This window comes from Streptomyces cyaneochromogenes, from assembly GCF_003963535.1.
Taxonomy (GTDB): Bacteria; Actinomycetota; Actinomycetes; order Streptomycetales; family Streptomycetaceae; genus Streptomyces; species Streptomyces shaanxiensis.
On the sequence record NZ_CP034539.1, the window covers coordinates 2,442,330 to 2,467,245 of the forward strand.

A 24,916-nucleotide genomic window follows, 5' to 3' on the forward strand; every position below is an offset into this window, starting at 1 on the left:
CTCCCCCGGTGCGTGCGTCAGCCCAGACGGCCGGCGCCCGCGCAGCGGTTGACGATTCCGGGCACCGCCTTGGGGTTGTCGACCTTGGTCCGGAGGGTCGGTGTCCACCCGGCGCCGGACTGGAGGGTCTCGGCCGGGATCTCGGCGTTGTGGACCGCGATGAGATCCGTCAGCTTGCCGTTGACGTAGTTGTTCTCGGCGGTCAGCGGCGACTCGTTCCACTTCTTCAGGACCTTGCCGACGCTCGCCCCGGCCGGCAGCGAGATGGCGTTGTCGCTGGCGTGGAGCCGCGAGGAGATACCGACACCGAAGATGTAGTAGTCGTCCTTCTGCTCCTCGGTCACCACGTAGTGGTTGTTGTAGACGTCGACCTGCCCGAACCGCACGCGCGGGGAGCGCTGGAGGATGCCCTCGAAGCGGTTGTGGTGCATGGTGACCTTGAGCTTGCCGCCGTCGGTGGTGGTGAGGCCGTCGCCGTTGCCGATCAGCATGTTCTTGTCGTGGTCCTGGAAGCGGTTCCAGGACACGGTCACGTAGTTGGAGCCGCGCACGATGTCCGTCAGACCGTCGTGCTGCTGGAACACCTTGCCGAAGTAGACCGGCCGCTCGCTGTCCGGGTAGCGCCCGTCGGTGAACGTGTTGTGGTCGAGCCACACATGGTCGGTGCCGTAGACGACCACGGCGTCGTACTCGGAGTTCCAGTTGCCGGTCTTGTTGTCGTCGGTCGGGTCCCACTTGGGGAAGCAGTCGAGCGGGGCCTCGATGGTGAGGTTGCGCAGGATGACGTTCGAGACGCCCTTGATCTGGAGGCTGGCGCCGAGGATGCCGGAGTTCCTGCCGACGCCGACGATGGTGGTGTTGCTGGGGATGTTGGCCTTGATCTCCGTGTCCTGGTTGGCGGCGGAGGCGACCCGCGCGTCCTCCTGCGGACCGCTGGCGACCTCGTCGTTGCCCCAGACGGCGGGGTCGTACGCCTCGAGGTACTCCTGAAGGTCGTAGCCGCCGGTGACGAAGGCCTCGCAGCCCTCGGAGACGGCGTCGATCATGCCGTCGACCTTGATGATCTTCGGCGCGTCACCGCCGGCCTTCAGCGCGGCCTTGAACTCGGCCCAGGTGGTGACGGTGTAGACGTGCTCGGCCTCGGCGGCCGAACCACCGCTCGTCCCCGCCCCTTCCGAGCCCCAGCCATCCCCCGCGCCGAGGACCTGCCGGCCGAGGTCACGCGGCCCGGCCTGCGCTCCGGTGCCGGTCAGCCCGAGGACGAGCGCGGTGCAGCCGATCAGCACAGCACACTTCCTTGTGGCATGCCCATGCCATATCTGGGCCTTCATTGTGCGGCTCCCTCTTCTGCGATCGGGTGGTTGGTCAAGCGGCGGAGGCTTCCGGCCAGGTGATCCAGGACTCCGGGATCTCCTCGTCGAGCCGGCGCACGTCCCGCGGGCCGAGCACCCGCGTACGCAGCAGCTCTGCCACCACGAGACGCGCCACGGCGATCGCGCCGGCCGGGTTGAATGGCGTGTTGTCCTGCGCGGCGGCGGTCCAGTTGAAGTACCTCTTCGTGGCCTCGACCCCCAGCCTCTGCCACAGCGCGAGCGACAGCGCCTGGATGTCGAGCAGCGCGACGCGCTCCTCCTGCGCGAGCGCCCGCATCGCCGCCGGATAGTCGCCGTGCGTCGGCACGGCGTTCCCGTCGGCGTCGAACCGCCGCCGCTCGACGGCAGTGGCCAGCACCGGCCGAGCGCCCCACGCCCGCGCGCCGTCGATGTACAGCCGCAGACAGTCCTGGTACGTCGTCCAGGGCTCGGTGTACCGAGCGGGATCGGTGACCTTCTCGTCGTTGTGCGCGAACTGGACCAGCAGGAAGTCACCGGGCCGGATGGCCCCGAGGACGACATCCAGCCGCCCTTCATCGACAAAACTCTTGGAACTGCGCCCGTTCACGGCGTGATTGGAAACGAGCCGGTCCTTGTGCAGAAGGAACGGGAGCGCCATGCCCCACCCGGTCTCCGGGACGGCGTCGGCGTATTTCTGGGCGGCGGTGGAGTCGCCGACGATGTAGAGGGTGCGGTGGCGCGGGGTTGCCTGGGCGGTACCCATGCCCGAGAGGGCGAGAGGGACGGCGGCAACGGCCGCCAAACTGACCTGTCTGCGCGTAAGAGACACACCGGTGCCTTTCAAGCAGGGGGAAGTGAAGTTCCCTCAGGGGCGCGGGGCTGTATCGATTTGCGGCTCCGCCGCGTGGGCGCGACCAGCCACAACCGACTCGCAGCCGGCCACGCACAGAACCAACCGAACCGAGCTCTCAGCCGTTCCTTTCCTTCCACTCGGCCTGAGCCTCATTCAGCTGACCGGCCACCGTGTCCAGGAATTCCTTCGCACTCATGTCCCCGTTCAGCACCTTCTGGAAGTTCGGCTCGTTGTCGGCCTTGGAGATGGTGTTCCAGTCAGGCAGGTAGTACGGCAGCTGCACAATCGTCGTGGACCCGTCGGTCAACGCGGCGGCAGCCAATTTCGTGGGCTCGGCCTCGGAAATCCACGCATCCCTCGCGGCGTCATTGTTCGACGGCACCTGCCCGGCCGCCTCATTGAACTTCGAGTTCTCCTCGTGCGAGGTCGCGAACTCGATGAACTTCCAGGCCGCTTCCTTGTTCTTGGAGCTCTTGAAGAGCCCCATCCCGTCAACGGGGTTGGACACCTGAACCCGCTTACCGGCGGAGCCGACCGGCTGCGGAATCCCCCGGAACTTCTCGGTCCCCAGCGCCTTCACATGGTCCTGGTACGACCCCAGGTTGTGGTTCAGCATCCCGATCGTGCCGGAGTCCCACTGCGCGACCATCTTGGTGAAGTCGTTGTTGAGGTCGGCGGCCGGAGTGACCTTCTTGTACAGGGCCGCGTACTTCTCCAGCGCGGCCACGTTCTTCGGGTCGTTGACGGTGGTCTTCTCACCACTCGCGTCCCAGAACGACGTGATCCCGGACTGCCCGTACATCGCGTCCAGCGCCTGCGCGATGGACCCGGAGCCGCCACGGATGGTGTACCCGAACTCGTTCTTCCCGGCGTCGGTCAGCTTCTCAGCGGCCTCGTAGAACTTGTCCCAGGTCGTCGGCTCGTCCAGCCCGGCCTTCTTGAACAGGTCGGTGCGGTAGTACAGCACACCGTTGTTCGCGGAGGTCGGCAGCGAGTACAGCTTGCCGTCACCGCCCCCCGCGGCCTTCAGCGAGGCGACCATGTCCTCGTTGAGCTTGCCGTTCAGGGAGGACTTGGCGAGCCGGTCGTCCAACGGCTCCAGCGCGTTCTGCGCGGCGAACCCGGCGAGCATCGCCGCGCCGACGCCGCCGACGTCCGGCAGGCCGCCGCCCTGGAGGGCGGTGTCCACCTTGGACTGGTAGTCGGTGGACGGGATCCCGACGTACTCGACCTTGATGTCCGGGTTCGCCTTCTCGAAGTCGGCGATGATCTCCTTCCAGATGTCGGTGCGGACACCGCCGTTGTTGTCCCAGAAGACGATCTTCCCCGTGCCGCTGCCCTCGGCACCCTTGTCGCCGCCCGCGCCGCTCCCGTCGTCACCGCAGGCGGTGGCGGTCAGGGCGAGCACGGCACTCAGGGCGACGGCGACCGACGCGCGGCGCCCGCCTCTGCTCCTGCGATTGCTGATCTTCATTGGTCGGCTCTCTCTTCTGGATCAGACGGAGATATGAGGTTGTGGGGGGTCAGTGGCGGGCCTACGGCTTCCAGCCGTCGGCGCCCTTGAGGTGGTCGGCGACGGTGTGCGTACGCGGCTCGTCGTCGCCCATCTGCGGCCGGTCCGCGGTGACGGCGGCCCCCTGCCCGTAGTTCCGGTACTCCGCGAACCGCGCGTCCTTCCACGAGAACCCGCTCATGTCGGTCCACGGCAGAGCCCCGCGCCGTTGCCCTTGACCCGGCGCCTGCTCACCGTTCAGCTCGTGCGCGGCCTCGCGGGCGGTGACGTCGTGCGCGGCAATCCTGACGGTCGCGCTCCCTGTCGAACCCTCGTACGCGGCGGGCGTGTCGAAGACGGTGACGGTGTCGGACCCGTCCCGCCCCGTACCCTCCAGCACGATGTGCGGCTTGCCCGCGGGGATGACCACCTTCTCGCGATACGTCCCGGGCGCCACGGCGATCGTGACCCGCCCGGCGTTCCCGTCCGGCACCGCGTCCACGGCGGCCTGCACCGTCGAGTACTCCCCGGGGCCGTGCAGCGTCACCGAGTCACCGATCCGCTTCTGCGGTCCGGAGAACCGCGTCACCAGCGCCACCCTGGTCGGGGTCGCCCCAGAAGATCCAGAACCGGTCGTCGTGGTGCCGGAGCGACGGGGCCCAGACTCCGCAGTCGTGCCGGGGTGCCGCGAACTCCTCCGCCGGTTCGAGGTGGTCGACGGCGTGGCCGACCAGGGTCCAGCTGATCAGGTCGCGGGAGTGCAGCAGGGGCAGGCCCGGGGCGCGGCCGAAGCTGGAGGCGGTGAGGTAGAAGTCGTCGCCGACGCGGACGACGTCCGGGTCGGACCAGTCGGCGTTCAGGACGGGGTTGGTGTAGGTCCCGGTCGTCACTGGCTCACCGCCTTGCGGACCAGAGCGGCCACTTCCAGGCGGGGAAGCCGGCCGTCGGCGACTACGGTGACGATCCGCCGTACGACGGTCTCGCCCGGCAGGACCGCCAGCCGCTCCTCGGCGGCCAGCGAGGACCCGACGCCCGGATACTCCTCGGCGCGCACGAACCACGGGTCCTGCCGGGTCTCTTCGGTGGCCCCGGCGAAGACGAGCGTCCAGGTGGCGCCCGCGAGGGCGACCCAGTCGGCGCGGGTGCCGTGGACGGCCGCCTCGCCCTCGCGGTCGACGGTGAACACCTGTGGCGCCGACGCCTCCTTGCGGGCCCGCCAGAAGAAACCGCCGTACGCGGCGCCGGGGCGTCCGTTCGTCGCCGGGCTGCCGATCGACAGCGGGTCCGGGGTGACGTTGGTCAGGGAGAAGGTGAAGTCCAGCGCCCAGGCGAACGCGGTGAGTTCGGTGGCCGCGACCGTACGGCGTTCGCGCAGCAGCTCGGCTCCGGAGGCCACCCAGCGCAGTTCCTCGACGAAGCCGTCGGGGTCGCGGAGCTGGAAGGCGGTGTGCCGCTGGGCTCCGTGGTTGTCCAGCTCGGTCGGGCCCAGGTCGCGGACGTAGGTGCGGCCGCCCCAGAAGTTGGACCCCTCGACGTCGGGAACGGCGACACCGACGCCGAGGTGGTGTATGTGGTCGGCGGGGCCGATCTCGGTGACCGCCGTGCCGGCCAGGGTGGTGACGGGGTGGAGGTACGGGCGCGGCGAGAGCCTGGCCGGGAGTTCGGGCCGGGTGACGTACCGGCCGACGGGGCGGCCCGCGACGCGCAGCACCGGGGTGTCGTGGGGGGTCATCAGGTGCTCACCTCGTTGGTTCGTGCCGGCGGTACCCAGGGGGCGCCGAGCTCGGAGTAGAGGGCGAGGGTGTCGGCGGCGGCCGCGACCAGGCCGTCGATGCCGGGCACGACACGGCGCTGCTCGTCGGGGAGCAGCTGCCAGGCCCCGTCCGGCAGCGGGGCCGGGTCGGGGGCCAGTCGAATCGCTTCAACGACCTTCATGAAGGCGCCGGTCGCCTCGGGTGTGACCAGCAGGTCGGCGCCGTCGGTGAGGTGCTCGACGAGGTTCTCCAGCAGGTCCGTGCGGCCGTACTCGAACTCCTCCGGGCCGTGGTTCGCGCGCTGGAGCAGCACCCGGTCCTGCTTGTACCAGAAGGTGATGCGGCCCTGTTCGCCGTGGACGACGACGTACGGCTCGTCGGGATCCTCGGCACACAGGGTCGCGCCGACGACGATCTGGCGCCCGGTCGTGGTGACGCGGACGCAGGAGGTGTCGTCGGACTCGATGTCGTTGGCGCGCAGCAGCTCGGTCTCGATGCCGGTGACGTCCTCGGCACGCGTGGTGCCGCCCAGCGCGAGCGCGGTGGCGACGGCGTGCGCGAGCGGGTTGGTGAGCACGCCGTCGATGACGTCGACACCGTTCAGCCTTCGCCTGCCGGCCCAGGGCGCCCGCCGGTAGTACGCCTCGGGCCGCGCCCAGGCACCGGCCCCGCCGATCCCGACGATCTCGCCGACGGCACCCTCGGCCATCAGCGTCCTGATCGCCGGCACCGCGTGCGAGCCCAGCGACTGGAAGCCGATCTGACAGGCGACCCCGGCCTCGGCGACCCCGTCGGCCATACGCCGGAACTCGGCGTACGACGGGGCGGGCGGCTTCTCCAGCAGGATGTGCACGCCACGCCGGGCCGCCGTCAAAGCCAGGTCCGTGTGGGTCGGGATCGGCGTGCAGATCACCGCGATCCGCGCGCCGGTGGAGTCGAGCAGGGCGCCGAAGTCGGCGGACTGCTCGGGCGCGCCCGAGGGCAGGACGAGCCCCTCGGGAAGCTCCTCCTCGCTCAGCGGGGTCAGCTCGCAGATCCCCGCCGGCCGGACAATCCCCTTGTCCTGGAGCCGGCGGATGTTGTCGAGGTGCCAGCGGCCGTGGCCGCGCGCGCCCGCCAGGACGATGGGTACGGCAGTGCTCATGGGATCCTCCCTGCGCCCGCGCCACGGGCCACCGCTCGGTCGGCCGCCTCGGCGCTGTCGATCTTTGTGTGCAGGGTAGGTGTCCAGCCGACGTCGGCCGTGAGATCGCGCTCGCTGCCGGAGTTGTAGGCGTTGTGGATGGCGAGCAGGTCGACCGGGAAGCCGTTGAAGAGGGTGCCGGACTGGTGGAGGGCGGTGCCGTTCCAGCTCTTGACCAGGTCGGCGACCTCGATGTGGCCGGGAGTGTGGAAGGCGTTGTTCTCGGCGAAGATCGCCGACTCGGTCGACACGCCGATCGAGTAGCGGTATTCGTGCGCGTCGGCCGGGACGACGTACCGGTTGTCGCGGCTGTTGTCGCTGATCGGTGCGGGCGCGGCAGCGCCGCTGAGGGGCGCGGGACTGTATCGATATGCGGCTCCGCCGCGGGGCGCGACCAGCCACGACGGCGCCGCAGTCGGCAAAAGACCCGTCGCGGCACTTCCGGCGGAGCTCGTGGTGTCGTCGGCGCGGGCGGGGACGCGGAGCAGTCCCAACAGCGTGGTCAGCGCCGCGATCTGACGGAGCCTCATGGACTGACGGAGTCTCATCCCTTCACCGCCCCCGCGCTGAAGCCCGTGATCAGCCACTTCTGGATGAAGGCGAACACGATCACGACGGGTACGGCCGCGATGATGCCGCCCGCGGCGAGCGCGCCCAGGTCGACGCTGTCGGCGCCCATCAGGGTGTTGAGGCCGACCGGGATGGTCTGCTTCTCCTGGTTGTTGAGGAACATCAGGGCGAACAGGAAGTGGTTCCAGGAGTGCACGAAGGCGAAGGAGCCGACGGCGATCAGACCGGGCCGCAGCAGCGGCAGCACGATGATCCGGAAGGCCGTGAACCGGTTGCAGCCGTCGACCCAGGCGGCCTCCTCCAGGGAGTACGGCACGTTCTTGATGAAGTTGCTGATCAGGATCATCGACAGCGGTAGCTGGAAGACCGTCTCCGCGATGATGACGCTGCCCAGCGAGTTGATCATCTGCAGCTCGGCGAAGATCTCGAACAGCGGCACCAGGAGCAGCGCGCCCGGCACGAACTGCGAGCAGAGCAGGGCGAGCATGAAGGCGCTCTTGATCTTGAAGTTGAAGCGCGCGAGGGCGTAGCCGCCGGCCAGCGCGACGAGGGTCGTCATCAGCAGGGTGACGACGCCGACGAGCACGCTGTTCTGGAAGTACGTACCGAAACTCCGCTCCGTCCAGACCTTCTCGAAGTGGTCGAAGGTCATCGGCCAGGGCACGAGCGAGGTCGAGCCGGCCGGGCGCAGGGAGAACAGCAGGATCCAGTAGAACGGGATCAGGGTGAAGACCAGGTAGATCGACAGCGGGAGGTAGATCTGCCAGCGCGGGACCTCGTCCCAGGAGCGGTTCTTCTTCGCCGGACGCGGCGGTTCGGGGGCGGCACGCACGGGTGCGGGCGCTGCCTTGGTGGCTTCCTTCACGCTCACTTGTCCTCACCTCCGAACTTGCTCAGCCGCAGATAGACCATCGAGCAGAAGAGCAGGATCACGAACGCGACCGTGGTCAGGGCGGACGCGTAACCGAAGTTGTGCGCGTCGACGCTGGTGTTGGCGATGTAGAGGGGCAGGGTCGTGGTCACTCCCGCCGGGCCACCGCCGGTCAGCGTGTACAGCAGGTCGACGTTGTTGAATTCCCACACCGCCCGCAGCAGCGTGGACAGCACGATCGCGTCCTTCAGATGCGGCAGCGTGATGTGCCAGAACTGCTTGATACGGCCGGCCCCGTCGACCTCGGCGGCCTCGTACAGGTCCTTCGAGACGGACTGGAGGTCGGCGAGGATGAGGATCGCGAAGAACGGCACGCCGCGCCACAGGTCGGCGACGATCGCCGCCGGGAACACCGTGGAGGTGTCCGACAGCCAGCTGGTGCCGTAGGAGCCGATGCCGACGTCCGCGAGGTAACGGGTGATGCCCGTCTGGGAGTTGTAGAGCAGCACCCAGATCGCGGAGGTCAGCACGCCGGAGACGGCCCACGGGGAGAAGACGAGCGCACGGCCCATGGCCCGCCCCATGAACGTCTGGTTGACGATCAGCGCGAGCGCGAGCCCGAACAGCAGCTGCAGCCCGACCTCGACGAACACCCACTTGGCGCTGAAGACCAGCGTGTCCCAGAACAGCGGGTCCTCGGTGAAGGCGTGGACGAAGTTGTCGAGGCCCGTGAAGCCGTTCCGCCACGGCTTGGTGGGGTTGTACTCCTGCAGGCTGTAGTAGAAGACGCTGATCACCGGGTAGGCGATGAACCCCAGCATGAGCAGGGCCGCCGGGGCGATCAGCAGATACGGCAGCCTGCGCGGCGTGGCGGAGGCACGGCGTCGCCGGGGTGGCGCGGGCGGTTTCGCCACGGCTGCGGCTTGGGCCATGACTGTTCTCCGTTCGTGTGCGTCGTGCGGGCGTCGTGCTTTCGTCGTGCGTGCGAACGTCGTTCGGGAAGCGCTTTCTCGCCGTGCAGGGCCGTGCAGAGCTGTGCGAGGTGGTGCGAGGTCGTACCGTGCTGGTCAGCCCGCGTACGGGTCGGCGACCTTGCCCGGCCGGGCCAGGAACTCGAAGTCGCAGCCGGTGTCGGCCTGGGTGATCTGCTCGTTGTAGAGCGCGCCGTAGCCGCGCTCGTACCGTGCGGGCGGCGGCGTCCACCCGGCCCGGCGGCACTCCAACTCCTCGTCGCTCACGTTGAGCTGAAGGGTCCGCGCCTCGACGTCGAGGGTGATGGTGTCCCCGGTCCGCACCAGGGCCAGCGGTCCGCCGATGTACGACTCCGGAGCCACGTGCAGCACGCACGCGCCGTAACTCGTGCCGCTCATCCGGGCGTCGGAGATCCGCACCATGTCCCGCACGCCCTGCTTCAGCAGGTGGTCGGGGATCGGCAGCATGCCGTACTCGGGCATGCCCGGACCGCCCTTGGGCCCGGAGTTGCGCAGCACCAGGACACTGTCGGCGGTGATGTCGAGCGCCGGGTCGTCGATGGTCCGTTGCATCGTCTTGTAGTCGTCGAAGACGACCGCACGGCCCGTGTGCTTGAGCAGGTGCCGCTCGGCGGAGATGTGCTTGATGACCGCGCCGTCCGGACAGAGGTTGCCGCGCAGGACGGCGACTCCCCCCTCGGCGGCGACCGGGTTGCCGCGGGGGCGGATGACGTCGTCGTTGTGGACGACGGCACCTTCGAGCTGCTCCCCCAGCGTGCCGTTGACGGTCGGCCGGTCCGGGTGGAGCAGGTCGGTGATCCGCGAGAGGAAGGCGGGCAGGCCGCCGGCGAAGTAGAAGTCCTCCATGAGGTACGTCTGTCCGCCGGGCCGCACGTTCGCCAGCACCGGGACGGTACGGGCGATGCGGTCGAAGTCGTCGAGGGTGAGCCTGAGCCCGGCGCGGCCCGCCATCGCGATGATGTGGATCACGGCGTTGGTGGAGCCGCCGAGCCCGAGCACCGTGGTGACGGCGTCCTCGAACGCCTCACGGGTGAGGATCTCGGACGGCTTGAGCCCGGTCCACGCGAGCTCCACGCAGCGGCGCCCGGAGGCGGCGGCCATCCGCTCGTGGCCGGAGTCGACGGCCGGGATCGAGGAGGCGCCCGGGAGCGTCATGCCCAGTGCTTCCGCCGCTGCGGTCATCGTGGACGCGGTCCCCATGGTCATGCAGTGCCCGGGTGAACGCGCCAACCCGCCTTGCAGCTCCCGCAGTTCACAGTCGGTGAGGTTGCCCGCGCGGTGCTCGTCCCAGTACTTCCACATGTCGGTTCCGGACCCGAGGGTCTCGCCGCGCCAGTGTCCGGGCAGCATCGGCCCTGCGGGAACGAAGATTGACGGTACGTCAGCGGAGGTCGCGCCCATGAGCAGCGCGGGCGTCGACTTGTCGCAACCGCCCAGCAGCACGGCCGCGTCGATCGGGTACGACCGCAGCAGCTCCTCCGTCTCCATGGCGAGGAGGTTGCGGTAGAGCATCGGGGTCGGCTTCTGGTAGGTCTCCGAGAGCGTGGCGACCGGGAACTCGAGCGGGAAGCCCCCGGCCTGCCACACCCCCCGCTTGACCGCCTCGGCGCGCTCGCGCAGATGGACGTGGCAGGGGTTGATGTCGGACCAGGTGTTGAGGACGGCGATCACCGGACGGCCCCGGTACTCCTCCGCCTCGTATCCCAGCTGGCGCATGCGGGCGTTGTGCGACCAGGTGCGCAGCTGGCCCTCGGTGCCGTACCACTGATGGCTTCTGAGTTCCTCGGGGCGCTTCCTGTCGGTCATATGGACCACCCGGCGACTATCGCGGCGACCTCGGCGCGTTCGTCCTCGGGCAGGTGCCGGCTCGGCGGGCGGACGTCGCGGCGGCACAGGCCGAGGGAGGCGAGGGCCTCCTTGACGACGGTGACGTTGTCGGCGGAGCCGTTCGCGGCACGCAGTTCCTCGAAGCGGCGGATCTGTTCCCAGACCTTCATCGCGCCGGGGTAGTCCCCGGATCGAAGCGCTTCGATCATGTTCATGGAGACGGCCGGGGCGACGTTCACCAGCCCCGAGGTGAAGCCGGTGGCGCCCGCGGAGAAGTACGAGGGCGCGTACGGCTCGGCGAGCCCGGCGACCCAGACGAAGCGCTCCAGCCCCGCGTCGCGGGCGAAGGCGGCGAACCGGGCGGCGTCCGGGACGGCGTACTTCACGCCGATGACGTTGGGGCAGTCGTCGGCGAGTTCGGCCAGGCGCGCGCCGCCGAGCTGGGCGTTGCGGATGTACGGCACGACCCCGAGCTCGGGTACGGCCGAGGCGATGGCACGGTGGTAATCGACCCAGCCGCTCTGCGAGACGTACGGGTGGACGGGCTGGTGGACCATGACCATCTGGGCGCCGAGCTCACGGGCGTGCCGGGCGGAGGCGATGGCGGTGGGCACGTCGTGACCGACGCCGACGAGGATGACGGCGCCCCGGTCGCCGACCTCGTCGATGGTCAACTCGGTGACGAGGCGCCGCTCTTCGGGGGTCAGGGCGTAGAACTCGCCGGTGTTCCCGTTGGGGGTCAGGGTCCTGATCCCCCCGTCGAGGAGACGACGCAGCAGGGCCCGGTGGGCACCCTGGTCGAGCCGGCCGTCCTCGGCGAACGGGGTCACCGGGATCGCGACCACGTCGGCCAGGGCCGCCCGCTGGGTCTCGAACGTCGTTGCCGCGCCGGACCGTGTTGTCATGCCCGACCGACCTCTCCCCGGGCCTCGACCTCCGCGGCGGGGAAGGCCCGTTGCACGAACGACGCGATGTGGGCGTGCAGGGCGCGCGCCGCGCCGTCGGCGTCCCCGTCGAGCGCGAGCCGCAGGATCTCCCGGTGCTCGCCGGCCTCCCGCTCCCAGGAGGGCGAGGCCGCCCAGGCGACGGCGGAGACGAGGGCGGCCTGGTCGCGGACCTCGTCGAGCATCCTGCCGAGCAGCGGGTTGCCGCACGGCAGGTAGAGGGCGCGGTGGAACTCCCGGTTGGCGAGCGACCGTTCGGCGGTGTCGGCGGCGGCGTCGGCGCGGGTCAGGGCATCCCGGGCGGCATCGAGGGAGGCCCCCCGCCGGACGGCCCGCTTCAGCGCTTCGGGCTCCAGCAGCAGCCGCACGTCGTAGACCTCGCGCGCCATGTCCGCGTCCACCATGCGCACCGTGACGCCCTTGTACTGGCTCATCACGACCAGCCCGGTCCCGGCCAGCGTCTTGAGCGCCTCGCGCACCGGGGTCTTCGACACTCCGAACTGAGCGGCGAGCTCGGTCTCGACCAGGGCCTGACCGGGCGTCAACTGCCCGGTGAGGATGCGACGTTTGATCTCCTCCAGCACGTACTGCGTGCGGGACGGGATCGGCGTGGGCACAGAGGTCATGCGCGCCTCTCGGATCTTCGCGGGATGGGCATCTCGCGTATGGGATCTCACGTATCGCGTCTCATATATGACGTACGAAGTACGACGCGATGAAGGTAGGAGGGGCCGCATGTTTCGTCAATGCTTCCGGCAAAGGAAGTTGAGGTTGCCTCAGACGGACAGCACGTGACCCTCACGTGCGGTGCGGGTGGACCCGCCGAAGGCCACGGCGGCACGGGAGGTCGCCACCTCCGGGGTGAGCGTGGGCCCGACATGCGTGACGACGAGCTCCCGTACGCCCGCCTCACGAGCGACGTTCCCGGCATCCTCGGGCGTCAGATGCACCTGCTCACCCTCGCGATGCTCATCGATGTCGGCCTCGCACAGGAACAGGTCGGCACCGCGGGCGAGTTCGACGAGCGCCGGACACGGCCCACTGTCCCCGGAGTACACGAGAACCCGCCCGTCACCACCCTCGATCCGCACCCCGTACGCCTCGACGTCGTGCACGACCGCGCGCGAGGTGAGCAACAGGTTGCCGTGCCGGACGGCGTGTCCGTCGTACAGGGGCCGGAAGTCGAGGATGCCGCTCAGGCGGCCGGTGTCGGTCCCCCCGAGGAACCCGACGAGACGTTGCGCGCAATCCCCGGGCGCATAGACCGGAATGGGCGCGTCCGGAGTGAGCCCGCCGTAGGCCAGCCCATACACGGCGGCCAGCAGATCGGCGTTGTGATCGGCATGCAGATGCGAGACCCAGATCGCACTCAACCGCGCCGGATCAGTGTGCCGCTGCAACTCCGCGAAGGTCCCGCTCCCGGCGTCCACCCACACCTCGGCTCCTCCACCGCGCACCAGATAGCCGGAGCAGGGGCGGCCGGGGCCGGGGTGGGGGGAGGCGGTGCCGAGGACGGTGAGGGTGAGGGACATGGAGGGATGGTAGGTGCCGACGCCCGCGAGGTCGATCAGCTTCTCGGCACGGTCGGCCGAGGCGATCGCCACGCAGAAACGCCTCCGGCCACGCTGGTATCAGGCGTTTGCATCAGGCATCGCCCACTCCTCGCACCCGTTCTCTACGGCCGCCGCCACCCCGGATCCCGCCCGCTCAGCCCCACCGCCCGGTCCAGCAGGGGCGCGTCGTCCGGCACCGGGACGACCGGGCCGAAGATGCCGCCTCCCCGGTCGTCGTCGGCGGCCGCGGCCAGGAGGAAGTCGTGGCACGCCTGAAGCGCGGCCGGGTCGGGGTCGTACGGCTGGGCGGTCGCGTGGGCCAGGTCCCAGCCGTGGATGACGAGTTCGTCGATGGCGACGGCACCGGCGACCGCGCCGGGGAGGTCCACGCCGCCTGCTCGGGTCATGCCGGTCCACGCGGCCGGGGCACGCCAGGCGTCGGCGAGTTCGTCGAGGACCTTGGGCAGTTCCTCGCGCCAGCCGGGGCCGATGTCCGGGAGGGCGTCCGTCGGGCTGGTGTCGGTCGTGGCGCCGAGGTCCTTGCGGCCGGCGTCGCGGAAGGCCGCGGCCAGATGGACCAGGTGGCCCAGCATGTGGTGCACCGCGTAGTCCGGGCACGGGGTCGCTTGCGCCAGCTGTTCGTCGGTGACGGCCGCGGCGAGGCGGGCGATGACTCGGGTCTGGGGACCGAGGTCGAGAGTCGTGTCGGTCATCGGCTGCTCCTCACGATTCCGGGCGTCCTGAAGGGTGGACCGGCCCCGGTCCCGGAACTCATCGCCGGGCGGGCAACACGTTTCGGCGGGCTCGACGCGCGCACCGCGTGCCAGTTCGACGTGCGTGGCCCGCTCGGCCCTCGCGGCCCGCACCACCCCGGCCAGCTCCCGCGGCGTCCTTCCGCCGCCCAGGCACCACAGGGCGATCACCGGGTCGCAGATCGCGCATCCCAGCGAGGAGTCGTGGGAGAACGGGACGATCGGGTTGCCCTTGAGGTGGTGCACGACGTCCCCCCGCCGGGCCCGCTCGGTTCTCGCCGACGACCGGACTCAGTCCTGCCAGTCGGCCGCGCTCAGACCGTCGGGGTGACCGGCCGGCCACTGGACCAGTTCGATCCGGTTGCCGTCCGGGTCCGTGAGCCACGCCGTCCGGAAGTCGTCCGAGCCGTCCGGGGACACGGGTGCCTCGGCATCGACGCCACGGGCGGTGAGCTCGGCGAGGGTGGCGTCCATCGACTCCACCTTGATGACGAAGTGGCTGAGGCCGCTGTCGGCGTCGGCCTCGTCCCGCCCGGCGTGTCGTCCGGCCTGCCGCCCGGCGGGATCGTGGACGAGCTCGATGCTGACGAACTCGTCACCAGGGAGTTTGAGCATGGTCAGCCGCCCCAGCGGGGTGTCGGGGACGCTCCCGACCACCTCGTAGCCGACGGCCGTATAGAAGGCGAGCGACCGCTCAGGATCGGTCACTCTCAGGCTGAAGTGCAGGGTTCTCATCCGTCTCGCCGCTTTCTGCGCGCTGCCTCTTCAGAAGATTCCTCAGAGCGAGTTCCCTGGCCATCCTCTCCGAGTGCTGCCTCATCTCCGCTTCTTTGCGCAGTTCGAACACGTTCGCCTCCCGCAGACTTTACCTTTTCTTTGCTTGAAGGTTACATCACGGGCCGGCCTCACGTCACGGTCAAATTGCGGGCGCACACAGGTAGTTGGCCGAGTGTTCACCTTCCGAGAGGGCCGTCCCCGTAGGGCACCTTCCCGATCCGCGCCCACCCCCCTTAGCACCACGATCGCCAGGCATGACGACGACATGGACCGTCCTGCGCGACCGCGACGCCCGCCTCTACCTCACCGGAGCCGTGATCTCCGGATTCGGCACCTCGGCGCTGTGGCTGGCATCCGGCGTATGGGTCAAGGACCTCACCGGGTCCGACGGCCTGGCCGCGCTGTGCATGCTCGCCCTGTGGGCGCCCACCCTGGCCGGCCCGCTGCTCGGCACGCTCGCCGACCGCATCCGCCGCAAACCGCTGCTGATCGGCGCCGACCTCCTCCTGGCCGCCCTCCTGCTCACGCTCCCCACCGTCGACTCCCCGGATCGCCTCTGGCTCCTCTTCGCGGTCCTGTTCGTCTACGGCGCGGCAGGCGTCGTGCACGACGCGGCCGAGTCCGCCCTCGTCGCGAGCGCGGTCCCCGCACCGCTGCTCGGCGACTTCAACGGGCTGCGCATGACGGCCACCGAGGGCATGAAACTCCTCGCGCCACTGGCCGGCGCGGGTGTCTACGCGGCGTACGGCGGCGCGAGTGTCGCCCTGCTCGACGCCCTGACGTTCGTGGTGGCGACCGGCCTGTACGCTGCTCTCCGGGTCCGCGAGAGCAGGCCCGGGCCGCCGAGCGGCGGCCGACGGGCGCGGACCGCCGAGGGCGCCCGCCATCTCTGGTCGCACCCCCGGCTGCGCCCGCTCGTCCTGGCCGGCGGCACGACCATGCTCTTCGCGGGACTCAGCGGGTCGCTGGTCCACGCCGTCATCGACGCTCTCGGACACGCTCCCGCGTACGCCGGTGTGCTGTACGCCGTCCAGGGCGCCGGTTCGGTGGCGATCGGGCTGCTCTCCGGTCCGGCCCTGCGTCGCCTCGGCGAACGCCGTTTCGCGGCGTACGGCATCGCCGTGACGGCCGCCGCGGCGGGGCTGAGGGCGATCCCGTCCGACCCGGTCGCCCTGGTCTGCAGCGCGGCGATCGGCGCGGGCCTGCCCTGCGTGCTCATCGCCGCGCTCACCGCCGTACAGCGTGAGACGCCGGACGCGCTGCTCGGCCGTACCGCCGCCACGGCCAACACCCTCGTCTACGCGCCGAACGTCATCGGGCTGGCCATGGGGGCGGCGCTCGTCGAACTGGTCGACGTACGGCTGCTGTTGGCGGTCCTCGGCGCCGTGTGGCTGGTGACCGCCCTACCGCTGCTTCACAGCCCGGCGAGCGCCTCCCGCACCGCGGCCAAGTCCGCGTCCGACGCCAACCCCGCGTGATAGAGCCGGATTTCCGTGGCCCCCAGCTCACGCGCGCGTGCCGCGTCCGACGCCAGCGTGCCCGGGCTGCCGCCCATCCCCAAGACCACACCGAAGTTGGCGGCGATGACGGCGCCCTCGCGGCCCTGCTCGGCGAACGGCGTCAGCAGACCGGGTCCGCCCGCGCAGGGCACGACCACGCCGTCCGCGACGGAGAGGATGTGCGCGGGGTCGACGCCCGGGTTGGCGCCCACGTGGTACGTCACCGGGTCGGCGTGCAGCAGCACCTGGAAGCCGGCGGGTGCGGCCACGCGGACGGCGGCGACCGCTGCCTCCTGGAGCGTACGGGCGCTTTCGTCGCGCCACGCGCGCGTGGCCGCCGCCGTCTGCGAGCCGAGCAGCTTCTCCACCCCGGCCCAGCCCTCGTCGGCGACCGTGCCCTGCCACAGCGGCTCCAGGGCGGCCCGTACGGCGGCCGCGAGCGCGTCGGGGTCCAGGCCCTGGGCGCCGTAGCCCTCCCGGCAGGTGGGGCAGAAGCAGAGCGCCATCAGGTACTGGCCGGCGTCCCCGAGCGGGACCCCGCCGGTCTTGTCGTGGGCGTGCAGATGCTGGAGGCCGTACCAGCCGAGGGACTCCAACTCGGTGCCGCGCGCCCCGGGGCGTACGGCGGCCTCGGCGGCCAGGTCGACGAGGTACGCGCGCGTGGCGGGCTGTGCGATGCAGGGCGCCCACGGGTAGCGGTCGCCGTAGGCGTTGACGACCGAGGTGGCCGGATGCTCGGCGCCCAGGCGGGAGTTGTGCGCGAGAACCACCCAGGTGTGGACCTCCAGGCCCGCGTTCGCGAGTGCGGTGGCCGCCTCGCCGTACGCGTCACCGGGCGCCCAGTCCCCCGCCGCGTACGGGCGCAGCTCCCGGCCCGCCCACCGGTCGTCCGTCGGGTAGAGCACGGCCGCGTGTTCTGCGGTGACGATGCGGTGGCGCGGGTGGCGGGGGGTGAGGGCGCGGGTGGAGTGGTAGGCGGCGGCGAGCGTCACCTGGTGCACGCCGAGGGCGGCTGTCCTCCCGGGCGCCTCCGGGTCCCCGTTGACATCCCAGGGGTATAGGAATGCCGACGCCTTCACTTGGCCTCCTCCGGCTCCTTCTCCAGCAGCGCGTAACCGCGCTCGATCACCTGGGCGAGCTGCTTGACGTGATCCTCGCTCGGCTCGTGCAGCGGGGGCCGGACCTCGCCGACGTCCAGCCCGCGCAGCCGTACCCCCGCCTTGACCAGCGCGACGGCGTATCCGCGGCCCTGGGCGCGCAGTTCGACGAAGGGGCGGTAGAAGCCGTCCAGGAGGCGGCCCGCCGTGGTGTCGTCGCCGGTTTCCAGCGCCCGGTGGAAGGCCAGGGCGATCTCCGGGGCGAAGCAGAACACGGCGGAGGAGTAGAGCGGGACGCCGATCGCGCGGTAGGCGAGCTGGGTCTGTTCGGCGGTCGGCAGGCCGTTGAAGTACAGGAAGTCGCCGGGGGCCTCGGTGCGTACGGCGCTGATGATCCGCTGCATGAGGTCGAGGTCGCCGAGACCGTCCTTGAGCCCGATGATCCCGTCGGTGCGGGCCAGCTCGACGACGGTCCGCGGGGTGAACACGGCGTTGTCGCGCTGGTAGACGATGACGGGGAGCGCGGTCGCGGCCGCGATCTCCTGGTAGTGCCGCAGCAGCCCCTCCTGCCCGGCGACGACGAGATACGGCGGCATGGCGAGCAGCCCGTCCGCCCCCGCGCTCCCGGCGAGCCCGGCGTACCGCACGGCCAGGGCGGTGCCGTAGCCGGTGCCCGCGACGACCGGCACCCGTCCCGCCGCCGCCTCGACGGCAGCCCGCACGCACGCCTCGTACTCCTCGGGCGTGAGCGCGTGGAACTCCCCGGTGCCGCAGCACGCGAACACGGCGGCGGCCCCGGCCTCGACGCCCCGGCGCACATGGGTGCGGTAGGTGTCGAGGTCGACCGAGCCGTCGGAGGCGTAGGCGGTGACGGGGAAGAACAGCGGCCCGCTGGGGATGCCGAGTCGAGCGGCGAGGGGGGCAGGCGTCACGGGCTCTCCCTGGAACGAGAACGGGTAAGTGCAGGTTTCTGATCAGAGTTTACGGTTATGAACGCAACCTGCACCACTCTTGACGCGATAGGGCAGTGATCCTTAACTAGTCCAAGAATGTGAATACCGTGCACGCATGCGGCCCACGACTCAAGGAGACCCGAGGATGCCAGCGCCCCGCACCGTTCTGCTCACCGGCGCCGCCGGCGGACTCGGCACCCTGATGCGGGACCTGCTCCCGGAGTACGGCTATCAGCTGCGCCTGCTCGACCTGCGCCCCGTGGAGGGCGAGCCGGACTCGATCGTCGCCGACCTCGCCGACCGGGAGGCGCTGCGCGAGGCCGTGCGGGGCGTCGACGCGATCATCCACCTCGCGGGCATCTCCCTGGAAGCCCCGTTCGAGAAGATCCTCCGGGCGAACATCGAGGGCACCTACAACCTGTACGAGGCCGCCCGCGAGGAGGGCGTGAGCCGTATCGTCTTCGCCTCCTCCAACCACGCGGTCGGCTTCACCCCCCGCCCCGAGGGCACCGCACCGCATGACGCGGGCGCACTGATCCCCGTCGACACCCCGCGCCGCCCCGACACCTTCTACGGACTGTCCAAGTCCTTCGGTGAGGACCTCGCCCAGTTCTACTGGGACAAGTACGGCTTGGAGACGGTGTCCGTGCGCATCGGCTCCTGCTTCCCCGAGCCGACCAGCGTGCGCATGCTGTCCGTGTGGATGAGCCCCGCCGACGGCGCCCGCCTCTTCCACGCGGCCCTGACCGCCGAGAACGTCGGGCACACCGTCGTCTACGGCTCCTCCGCCAACACCCGCCTGTGGTGGGACCTGACCACCGCCCGCGCCCTCGGCTACGAGCCGCGGGACGACTCCGAGCCGTACGCCGAGAAGCTGATCGCCGAGCAGGGCGAGCTCGACCCGGAGAACATCGCGCACGCCTACCTGGGCGGCCACTTCGTGAGCGACCCGCCCATCTGGCCGTACTGACCGAAACGAGCCGTCGACAGGCTCCCGAAGGACGGGCGGGCACCGAACGGGCCCGCCCGCCGCCGTATTCGGGCGCCGCGCGCGCCCGATCTCACGCGCCCCACCACAACCATGCAGGTCCGCGACGGGCACCCCGCACCGTGAACGGGCGCATACGGGCAGCATCGGGCATGCAACAGACCTGGTCAGCGCCGAAACCCCGCTGTAGAAATTCCCCCATGGGCCGCACCGGGCCCGAACGGGCAGCACAGCGGAAGGCAAGTGTCGGCATGAGCACGAGAACGGCGGAAGAACGCCAGCGCGAGATCGTGCTGGCCGCACGGCGCGACGGCTCCGTCGACGTCACCGCGCTCGCCACCGAGCTGGGCGTGGCCAAGGAGACCGTACGGCGGGACCTGCGCGTCCTGGAGGACCACGGCCTGCTCCGCCGTACCCATGGCGGCGCCTACCCGGTGGAGAGCGCCGGCTTCGAGACGACGCTCGCCTTCCGCGCCACCAGCCATGTCCCCGAGAAGCGCCGGGTCGCGGGCGCCGCGGCCGAGCTGCTGGGGGACGCCGAGACGGTCTTCGTCGACGAGGGCTTCACCCCGCAGCTCATCGCCGAGGCACTGCCCACCGACCGGCCGCTGACCGTGGTCACCGCGTCCCTGCCGGTCGCGGGCGCCCTCGCCGAGTCGGAGCACGTCTCCGTGCTGCTCCTCGGTGGCCGGGTGCGGCCCGGCACCCTCGCCACCGTCGACCACTGGACGACGAAGATGCTGGCCGGCTTCGTCATCGACCTGGCGTTCATCGGCGCCAACGGCATCTCCCGTGAGCACGGGCTCACCACCCCCGACCCGGCGGTCAGCGAGGTCAAGTCGCAGGCGATCCGGGCCGCGCGCCGCACAGTGTTCGCGGGCGTCCACACCAAGTTCGGAGCGGTCAGCTTCTGCAGGTTCGCCGACATCGGCGCGCTGGAGGCGATCGTGACGAGCACCCTGCTTCCGGCCGCCGAGGCGCATCGGTACTCGCTGCTGGGACCTCAGGTCATCCGCGTCTGACAGTCCGACTCACGTCCTGTGCAAGGCACATCCATACCCGACAGCGTCCTTTATCTCCCCTATATCCCTCTCTCCCCCTACGCCATCCCTCCATACGTCCCCCCATCCAGGAGCGATCCATGCGAACCCAGAGCCGACGACGGCCACCGCGAGCCACGCTCGCCATGGCCGCCGCAGGGACGCTGCTCGCCCCGCTGCTCTCCGGCTGCTGGGTCGGAGCCGGCGGGGCGGGGTCGGGCGGCAACTCGATCAACGTCCTCATGGTCAACAACCCCCAGATGACGGAGTTGCAGAAGCTCGCCCCCCGCTTCACCGAAGAGACCGGTATCAAGGTCAACTTCACCGTCCTGCCCGAGAACGACGTCCGCGACAAGATCAGCCAGGACTTCGCCAACCAGGCGGGCCAGTACGACGTCGCCACCCTCTCCAACTACGAGATACCGATCTACGCCCGCAACGGCTGGCTCAAGGAGATGAACTCCTACGTCGCCAAGGACCCGGCGTACGACGAGCAGGACGTCCTGGGGCCGATGCGCCAGTCCCTGACCGGCGACGACGGCAAGCTCTACGGCCAGCCCTTCTACGGCGAGTCGTCCTTCCTCATGTACCGCAAGGACGTGTTCGAGAAGGAAGGGCTGACGATGCCCGCGCACCCCACCTGGCAGCAGGTGGCGGACCTCGCGGCCAAGGTGGACGGCGCCGAGTCGGGCATGAAGGGCATCTGTCTGCGCGGCCTGCCCGGCTGGGGCGAGGTGATGGCCCCGCTCACCACCGTCGTGAACACCTTCGGCGGCACCTGGTTCGACAAGGACTGGAAGGCCCGGCTCGACTCCCCCGAGTGGGAAGAGGCGACGAAGTTCTATGTCGACCTGGTGCGCGAGCACGGTGAGTCCGGAGCGGCCCAGTCCGGGTTCGCCGAGTGCCTGAACAACATGACCCAGGGCAAGGTCGCCATGTGGTACGACGCCACCTCCGCGGCCGGTTCCCTGGAGGCGGCGAACAGCCCGGTCAAGGGCAAGGTCGGCTACGCACCCGCGCCCGTCGAGAAGACGGAGTCCGCCGGCTGGCTCTACACCTGGGCCTGGGGCATCCAGGAGGCGTCCCGGAACCCGGACAAGGCCTGGAAGTTCGTGTCCTGGGCGTCCGGCAAGCAGTACGAGCAGCTGGTGGGCGACGAGATCGGCTGGTCCAACGTGCCGGCCGGCAAGCGGGCCTCCACCTACGCCAACCCGGCATACCGCCAGGAGGCGGCCGCCTTCCAGGAGATGACGAAGGAAGCCATCGAGGGCGCCCGCCCGAACGACCCCGGCGTACAGCCGCGCCCCGCGCCCGGCATCCAGTTCGTCGGCATCCCCGAGTTCACCGATCTCGGCACCAAGGTCTCCCAGGAGATCAGCGCGGCCATCGCCGGACGCCAGTCCGTCGAGTCGGCCCTGAAGAAGTCCCAGCAGCTCGCCGAGAAGATCTCCGAGGAGTACGAGGGGCGATGACAGCGACTACGACGGCCCCCGTGGCCACGACACCCGTGCATACGGCCCGCAGGCCCTCCCCAAGGCTCCGCGCCTGGGCGACCCGCGCCCCCCTGCTGCCCGCCCTGGTCTTCATGATCGCGGTGACCCAGCTGCCGTTCGTGGCCACACTGGTGATCTCCTTCTTCGACTGGAACTCCCTCTACCCCGACGCCCGCCATTTCGCCGGCATCGACAACTACCGGGAGGTCCTCACCGACGCGGACCTGCGGCACTCGGTGTGGACGACGGTGCTGCTGACGGCCGCGGTGGTGCTGGCCAGCCTGGTCCTGGGCCTGGTGCTGGCCCTGCTCCTCGACCGCAGGTTCCGCGGCCGCGGCGTGGTCCGCACCCTCCTCATCGCCCCGTTCCTCGTGGTCCCGGTGGCGGCGGCCCTGCTCTGGAAACATGTGCTCTACAACCCCGAATACGGCCTGTTCAATGGGTTGTTGCACTATGTGGGCGGCCCACAGCCCGACTGGATCTCCAACACCCCGCTGCTCGCGGTCGAGGCGTCCCTGGTCTGGCAGTGGACGCCGTTCATGATGCTGATCCTGCTGGCCGGCCTGCAGAGCCGCGACCACGAGCAGATCGAGGCGGCCCGGGTCGACGGCGCGAGCGACTGGCAGATCTTCCGCCACCTCACACTCCCCCACCTGCGCCGCTACCTCGAACTCGGCGCCCTGCTCGGCTCGATCTACATCGTGCAGAACTTCGACGCGGTCTTCACGATCACGTCCGGGGGCCTCGGCACCGCCAACCTCCCCTACACCGTCTACCAGAGCTTCTACCAGGCCCATGAGAACGGCCTCGCCTCGGCCGCGGGCGTCCTGGTGGTCATCGGCTCGATCATCATCGCGACCTTCGCGCTGCGCGTGGTGTCGTCCCTGTTCCGCGAGGAGGTGTCACGCGCATGAGTGCAGTAGCCGTACGACCTCGTATGCGCAGCCGCCGCAAGGGAGCCGGCCTGGGCCTGGTGGCCTGGCTGCTCGGAATCCTGTTCTTCCTGCCGATCGCGTGGATGGCCCTGACGTCCTTCCACTCCGAGCAGGACGCGGCGACCAACCCGCCGTCCTTCGCCGCGTCGCTGACGCTGGACGGCTACCGCGAGTTCTTCGGCGCGGGCGGCGGGGCGAGCCCCTGGCCGGCGCTGATCAACTCGACGGTGGCGTCCGTCGCCTCGACCCTGTTCGTCCTGGTCCTGGCCCTCCCGGCGGCGTACGCCCTCTCGATCCGCCCGGTGAAGAAGTGGACGGACGTCCTGTTCTTCTTCCTGTCGACGAAGATGCTGCCGGCGGTGGCGGGCCTCCTGCCCCTGTACCTGTTCGCGAAGAACACGGACATGCTCGACAACATATGGCTGCTGGTCATCCTCTACACCTCCATGAACCTGCCGATCGCGGTGTGGATGATGCAGTCCTTCCTGGCCGAGGTCCCGGTGGCGATCATCGAGGCGGCGAGGGTGGACGGCGCAAGGCTCCCGACGATCCTGACCCGCGTGGTGGCCCCCATCGCCCTCCCGGGCATCGCCGCCACGGCCCTGATCTGCTTCATCTTCAGCTGGAACGAGCTGCTGTTCGCCCGAGTACTGACCGGCGTGGTGGCGGAGACCGCCCCCGTCTTCCTGACCGGCTTCATCACCAGCCAGGGCCTGTTCCTGGCGAAGGTGTGCGCCGCCTCGCTCGTCATCTCCCTGCCGGTGCTCGCCGCGGGGTTCGCCGCCCAGGACAAGCTGGTCCAGGGCCTGTCGTTGGGAGCCGTGAAATGAAGGCCGCCGTCATCGAGTCCGTGGGCAAGGCCGTCGTCGCCGAGGTCCCGGATCCGACGCCGGGCCCGCGCGAGGTCGTGGTCGAGGTCGCCGCGTGCGGCCTGTGCGGCACCGATCTGCACATCCTCCAGGGCGAGTTCGCGCCCAAGCTGCCGATCGTGCCCGGGCACGAGTTCGCGGGCGAGGTGGTCGGGGTCGGCACCCAGGTCACGGAGATCTCGGTGGGCGACAGGGTCGCGGTAGACCCCTCGTTGTACTGCTACGAGTGCCGTTACTGCCGTACGGGCCACAACAACCTCTGCGAGCGCTGGGCGGCGATCGGCGTGACGACGGCCGGGGGTGCGGCGCAGTTCGCGGTGGCCCCGGTGGCGAACTGCGTACGTCTCCCCGAGCACGTCCGTACCCAGGACGCGGCGCTGGTGGAGCCGTTGTCGTGCGCGGTACGGGGCTACGACGTCCTCCGCTCCCGTCTCGGCGCCCACGTCCTGATCTACGGCTCCGGCACGATGGGCCTGATGATGCTGGAGCTGGCCAAGCGGACGGGGGCCGCCAGCGTGGACGTGGTGGACGTGAACCCCTCCCGCCTGGAGACCGCACGCCGCCTCGGCGTCTCGGCCTGCGCCGCGAACCCGGACGAACTGGACCGCCCCCAGGGCTGGGACCTGGTCGTCGACGCCACGGGCAACGCGGCCGCGATCCAGGACGGCCTGGACCGGGTGGCCAAGGCCGGCACCTTCCTCCAGTTCGGCGTCGCGGACTACGCGACGCGCGTGACGATCGACCCGTACCGCATCTACAACCAGGAGATCACCATCACGGGCTCCATGGCTGTCCTGCACAGCTTCGAACGGGCGGCGGAGCTGTTCGCGAACGGGGTGCTGGACCCGGAGATCTTCATCAGCGACCGCGTTCCGCTGGAGCGGTATCCGGAGGCGCTGGGGCAGTTCGCGTCGGGGGTGGGGCGGAAGATCGTGGTGGTGCCGTAGGGGGATCGACCCCGCTGGGAGCTCTGGCCCCCTAAAACCCCGCTCCTCGAACGCCGGCCCCGACAATTTCAGCCCGTCCGGCGTTTGAGGACGAGGCCCTTCGGGCCGATGCGGGGGTCTGGGGGCGGCAGCCCCCAGGGACGGGACGGGTAGGGGCGGCGGGGGCGAATCCATGGACACCGCATACCCGAGC

General features: G+C 70.2%; 22 protein-coding genes and 4 pseudogenes. 7 read left to right on the forward strand and 19 right to left on the reverse strand.

Annotated elements, in window-relative coordinates; all coding sequences use genetic code 11:
- Window positions 1-17: 17 nt before the first annotated feature.
- The 17 genes and pseudogenes from EJ357_RS10840 to EJ357_RS10920 all read right to left on the reverse strand — a co-directional run bounded on the left by EJ357_RS10840 (window position 18) and on the right by EJ357_RS10920 (window position 14,860).
- A complete protein-coding gene (locus EJ357_RS10840) occupies window positions 18-1,331 on the reverse strand; it encodes a pectate lyase family protein (protein ID WP_126390991.1) in 1,314 nt (437 codons plus the stop codon).
- 34 nt (window positions 1,332-1,365) lie between these two features.
- Window positions 1,366-2,163 (reverse strand): rhamnogalacturonan acetylesterase, encoded by a 798-nt coding sequence (locus EJ357_RS10845; protein WP_126390993.1) that lies wholly within the window; start codon window positions 2,161-2,163, stop codon window positions 1,366-1,368.
- Window positions 2,164-2,302: 139 nt separating this feature from the next.
- A complete protein-coding gene (locus EJ357_RS10850; protein ID WP_126390995.1) occupies window positions 2,303-3,661 on the reverse strand; it encodes an ABC transporter substrate-binding protein in 1,359 nt (452 codons plus the stop codon).
- A 61-nt stretch (window positions 3,662-3,722) separates the two neighbouring features.
- A pseudogene (locus EJ357_RS10855) lies at window positions 3,723-4,274 on the reverse strand (pectinesterase family protein); the annotation flags it as partial.
- A 1-nt stretch (window position 4,275) separates the two neighbouring features.
- A pseudogene (locus EJ357_RS10860) lies at window positions 4,276-4,569 on the reverse strand (family 43 glycosylhydrolase); the annotation flags it as partial.
- Window positions 4,566-5,411, reverse strand: coding sequence for a DUF6807 domain-containing protein (locus EJ357_RS10865; protein WP_126390999.1), 846 nt, complete (start codon window positions 5,409-5,411; stop codon window positions 4,566-4,568). The pseudogene EJ357_RS10860 and the gene EJ357_RS10865, both read right to left, overlap by 4 nt.
- Window positions 5,411-6,577 (reverse strand): Gfo/Idh/MocA family protein, encoded by a 1,167-nt coding sequence (locus EJ357_RS10870; protein WP_126391001.1) that lies wholly within the window; start codon window positions 6,575-6,577, stop codon window positions 5,411-5,413. Before EJ357_RS10870 ends, EJ357_RS10865 begins: the two co-directional genes overlap by 1 nt.
- Window positions 6,574-6,921: pseudogene (locus tag EJ357_RS10875) on the reverse strand (pectate lyase); the annotation flags it as partial. The gene EJ357_RS10870 and the pseudogene EJ357_RS10875, both read right to left, overlap by 4 nt.
- A gap of 239 nt (window positions 6,922-7,160) precedes the next feature.
- Window positions 7,161-8,057 carry a carbohydrate ABC transporter permease gene (locus tag EJ357_RS10885; RefSeq protein ID WP_126391003.1) on the reverse strand — a complete coding sequence of 299 codons (897 nt, stop codon included), beginning with the start codon at window positions 8,055-8,057 and terminating at the stop codon, window positions 7,161-7,163.
- Window positions 8,054-8,989 carry a carbohydrate ABC transporter permease gene (locus EJ357_RS10890; RefSeq protein ID WP_126391005.1) on the reverse strand — a complete coding sequence of 312 codons (936 nt, stop codon included), beginning with the start codon at window positions 8,987-8,989 and terminating at the stop codon, window positions 8,054-8,056. The genes EJ357_RS10885 and EJ357_RS10890 overlap by 4 nt, the downstream gene beginning before the upstream one ends.
- 135 nt (window positions 8,990-9,124) lie before the next feature.
- Complete coding sequence (araD, locus tag EJ357_RS10895; protein WP_126391007.1) at window positions 9,125-10,855, reverse strand: L-arabinonate dehydratase; 1,731 nt, start codon at window positions 10,853-10,855, stop codon at window positions 9,125-9,127.
- Complete coding sequence (locus EJ357_RS10900; protein WP_126391009.1) at window positions 10,852-11,781, reverse strand: dihydrodipicolinate synthase family protein; 930 nt, start codon at window positions 11,779-11,781, stop codon at window positions 10,852-10,854. The genes araD and EJ357_RS10900 overlap by 4 nt, the downstream gene beginning before the upstream one ends.
- Complete coding sequence (locus tag EJ357_RS10905) at window positions 11,778-12,446, reverse strand: GntR family transcriptional regulator (RefSeq protein WP_126391011.1); 669 nt, start codon at window positions 12,444-12,446, stop codon at window positions 11,778-11,780. Before EJ357_RS10905 ends, EJ357_RS10900 begins: the two co-directional genes overlap by 4 nt.
- Window positions 12,447-12,596: 150 nt before the next feature.
- Window positions 12,597-13,352 carry an MBL fold metallo-hydrolase gene (locus EJ357_RS10910; RefSeq protein ID WP_126399350.1) on the reverse strand — a complete coding sequence of 252 codons (756 nt, stop codon included), beginning with the start codon at window positions 13,350-13,352 and terminating at the stop codon, window positions 12,597-12,599.
- A 143-nt stretch (window positions 13,353-13,495) separates the two neighbouring features.
- Complete coding sequence (locus EJ357_RS10915) at window positions 13,496-14,086, reverse strand: TIGR03086 family metal-binding protein (protein WP_126399352.1); 591 nt, start codon at window positions 14,084-14,086, stop codon at window positions 13,496-13,498.
- A gap of 189 nt (window positions 14,087-14,275) precedes the next feature.
- Window positions 14,276-14,371, reverse strand: a pseudogene (locus EJ357_RS49255) (DUF6010 family protein); the annotation flags it as partial.
- Between the two features lie 45 nt (window positions 14,372-14,416).
- Window positions 14,417-14,860 (reverse strand): VOC family protein, encoded by a 444-nt coding sequence (locus EJ357_RS10920; RefSeq protein ID WP_126391013.1) that lies wholly within the window; start codon window positions 14,858-14,860, stop codon window positions 14,417-14,419.
- Between the two features lie 296 nt (window positions 14,861-15,156).
- Here EJ357_RS10920 and EJ357_RS10925 point away from each other — a divergent pair, with 296 nt between their 5' ends.
- On the forward strand, window positions 15,157-16,380 hold the full coding sequence (locus tag EJ357_RS10925) for an MFS transporter (protein WP_126391015.1): 1,224 nt from the start codon (window positions 15,157-15,159) through the stop codon (window positions 16,378-16,380).
- Here EJ357_RS10925 and EJ357_RS10930 read toward each other — a convergent pair.
- On the reverse strand, window positions 16,317-17,480 hold the full coding sequence (locus tag EJ357_RS10930; protein ID WP_126391017.1) for a hypothetical protein: 1,164 nt from the start codon (window positions 17,478-17,480) through the stop codon (window positions 16,317-16,319). The two genes, EJ357_RS10925 and EJ357_RS10930, sit on opposite strands and share 64 nt — an antisense overlap.
- Entirely contained in the window at window positions 17,477-18,430 is a 954-nt protein-coding gene (locus tag EJ357_RS10935; RefSeq protein WP_126391018.1) for a 5-dehydro-4-deoxyglucarate dehydratase, read from the reverse strand. The genes EJ357_RS10930 and EJ357_RS10935 overlap by 4 nt, the downstream gene beginning before the upstream one ends.
- A 166-nt stretch (window positions 18,431-18,596) precedes the next feature.
- On the opposite strand from EJ357_RS10935, the gene EJ357_RS10940 reads away from it, so the two are divergent.
- The 6 genes from EJ357_RS10940 to EJ357_RS10965 all read left to right on the forward strand — a co-directional run bounded on the left by EJ357_RS10940 (window position 18,597) and on the right by EJ357_RS10965 (window position 24,723).
- A complete protein-coding gene (locus tag EJ357_RS10940) occupies window positions 18,597-19,421 on the forward strand; it encodes an NAD-dependent epimerase/dehydratase family protein (RefSeq protein ID WP_126391020.1) in 825 nt (274 codons plus the stop codon).
- A 269-nt stretch (window positions 19,422-19,690) separates the two neighbouring features.
- Entirely contained in the window at window positions 19,691-20,461 is a 771-nt protein-coding gene (locus EJ357_RS10945) for a DeoR/GlpR family DNA-binding transcription regulator (RefSeq protein WP_126391022.1), read from the forward strand.
- A gap of 119 nt (window positions 20,462-20,580) precedes the next feature.
- On the forward strand, window positions 20,581-21,951 hold the full coding sequence (locus EJ357_RS10950; protein ID WP_126391024.1) for an ABC transporter substrate-binding protein: 1,371 nt from the start codon (window positions 20,581-20,583) through the stop codon (window positions 21,949-21,951).
- Window positions 21,948-22,886 (forward strand): carbohydrate ABC transporter permease, encoded by a 939-nt coding sequence (locus EJ357_RS10955; RefSeq protein ID WP_126391026.1) that lies wholly within the window; start codon window positions 21,948-21,950, stop codon window positions 22,884-22,886. Before EJ357_RS10950 ends, EJ357_RS10955 begins: the two co-directional genes overlap by 4 nt.
- Window positions 22,883-23,737 carry a carbohydrate ABC transporter permease gene (locus tag EJ357_RS10960; protein WP_126391028.1) on the forward strand — a complete coding sequence of 285 codons (855 nt, stop codon included), beginning with the start codon at window positions 22,883-22,885 and terminating at the stop codon, window positions 23,735-23,737. The genes EJ357_RS10955 and EJ357_RS10960 overlap by 4 nt, the downstream gene beginning before the upstream one ends.
- Entirely contained in the window at window positions 23,734-24,723 is a 990-nt protein-coding gene (locus EJ357_RS10965; protein WP_126391030.1) for a zinc-dependent alcohol dehydrogenase family protein, read from the forward strand. The genes EJ357_RS10960 and EJ357_RS10965 overlap by 4 nt, the downstream gene beginning before the upstream one ends.
- Window positions 24,724-24,916: the final 193 nt, after the last annotated feature.

Coding starts and splice junctions, on each gene's coding strand:
- EJ357_RS10850 (WP_126390995.1), bottom strand. CDS start 3,661: ATGAAGATCAGCAATCGCAGGAGCAGAGGCGGGCGCCGCGCGTCGGTC.
- EJ357_RS10915 (WP_126399352.1), bottom strand. CDS start 14,086: ATGACCGACACGACTCTCGACCTCGGTCCCCAGACCCGAGTCATCGCC.
- EJ357_RS10920 (WP_126391013.1), bottom strand. CDS start 14,860: ATGAGAACCCTGCACTTCAGCCTGAGAGTGACCGATCCTGAGCGGTCG.
- EJ357_RS10960 (WP_126391028.1), top strand. CDS start 22,883: ATGAGTGCAGTAGCCGTACGACCTCGTATGCGCAGCCGCCGCAAGGGA.
- EJ357_RS10965 (WP_126391030.1), top strand. CDS start 23,734: ATGAAGGCCGCCGTCATCGAGTCCGTGGGCAAGGCCGTCGTCGCCGAG.
- EJ357_RS10910 (WP_126399350.1), bottom strand. CDS start 13,352: ATGTCCCTCACCCTCACCGTCCTCGGCACCGCCTCCCCCCACCCCGGC.
- EJ357_RS10905 (WP_126391011.1), bottom strand. CDS start 12,446: ATGACCTCTGTGCCCACGCCGATCCCGTCCCGCACGCAGTACGTGCTG.
- EJ357_RS10865 (WP_126390999.1), bottom strand. CDS start 5,411: ATGACCCCCCACGACACCCCGGTGCTGCGCGTCGCGGGCCGCCCCGTC.
- EJ357_RS10945 (WP_126391022.1), top strand. CDS start 19,691: ATGAGCACGAGAACGGCGGAAGAACGCCAGCGCGAGATCGTGCTGGCC.
- EJ357_RS10900 (WP_126391009.1), bottom strand. CDS start 11,781: ATGACAACACGGTCCGGCGCGGCAACGACGTTCGAGACCCAGCGGGCG.
- EJ357_RS10950 (WP_126391024.1), top strand. CDS start 20,581: ATGCGAACCCAGAGCCGACGACGGCCACCGCGAGCCACGCTCGCCATG.
- araD (WP_126391007.1), bottom strand. CDS start 10,855: ATGACCGACAGGAAGCGCCCCGAGGAACTCAGAAGCCATCAGTGGTAC.
- EJ357_RS10840 (WP_126390991.1), bottom strand. CDS start 1,331: ATGAAGGCCCAGATATGGCATGGGCATGCCACAAGGAAGTGTGCTGTG.
- EJ357_RS10955 (WP_126391026.1), top strand. CDS start 21,948: ATGACAGCGACTACGACGGCCCCCGTGGCCACGACACCCGTGCATACG.
- EJ357_RS10890 (WP_126391005.1), bottom strand. CDS start 8,989: ATGGCCCAAGCCGCAGCCGTGGCGAAACCGCCCGCGCCACCCCGGCGA.
- EJ357_RS10940 (WP_126391020.1), top strand. CDS start 18,597: ATGCCAGCGCCCCGCACCGTTCTGCTCACCGGCGCCGCCGGCGGACTC.
- EJ357_RS10870 (WP_126391001.1), bottom strand. CDS start 6,577: ATGAGCACTGCCGTACCCATCGTCCTGGCGGGCGCGCGCGGCCACGGC.
- EJ357_RS10925 (WP_126391015.1), top strand. CDS start 15,157: ATGACGACGACATGGACCGTCCTGCGCGACCGCGACGCCCGCCTCTAC.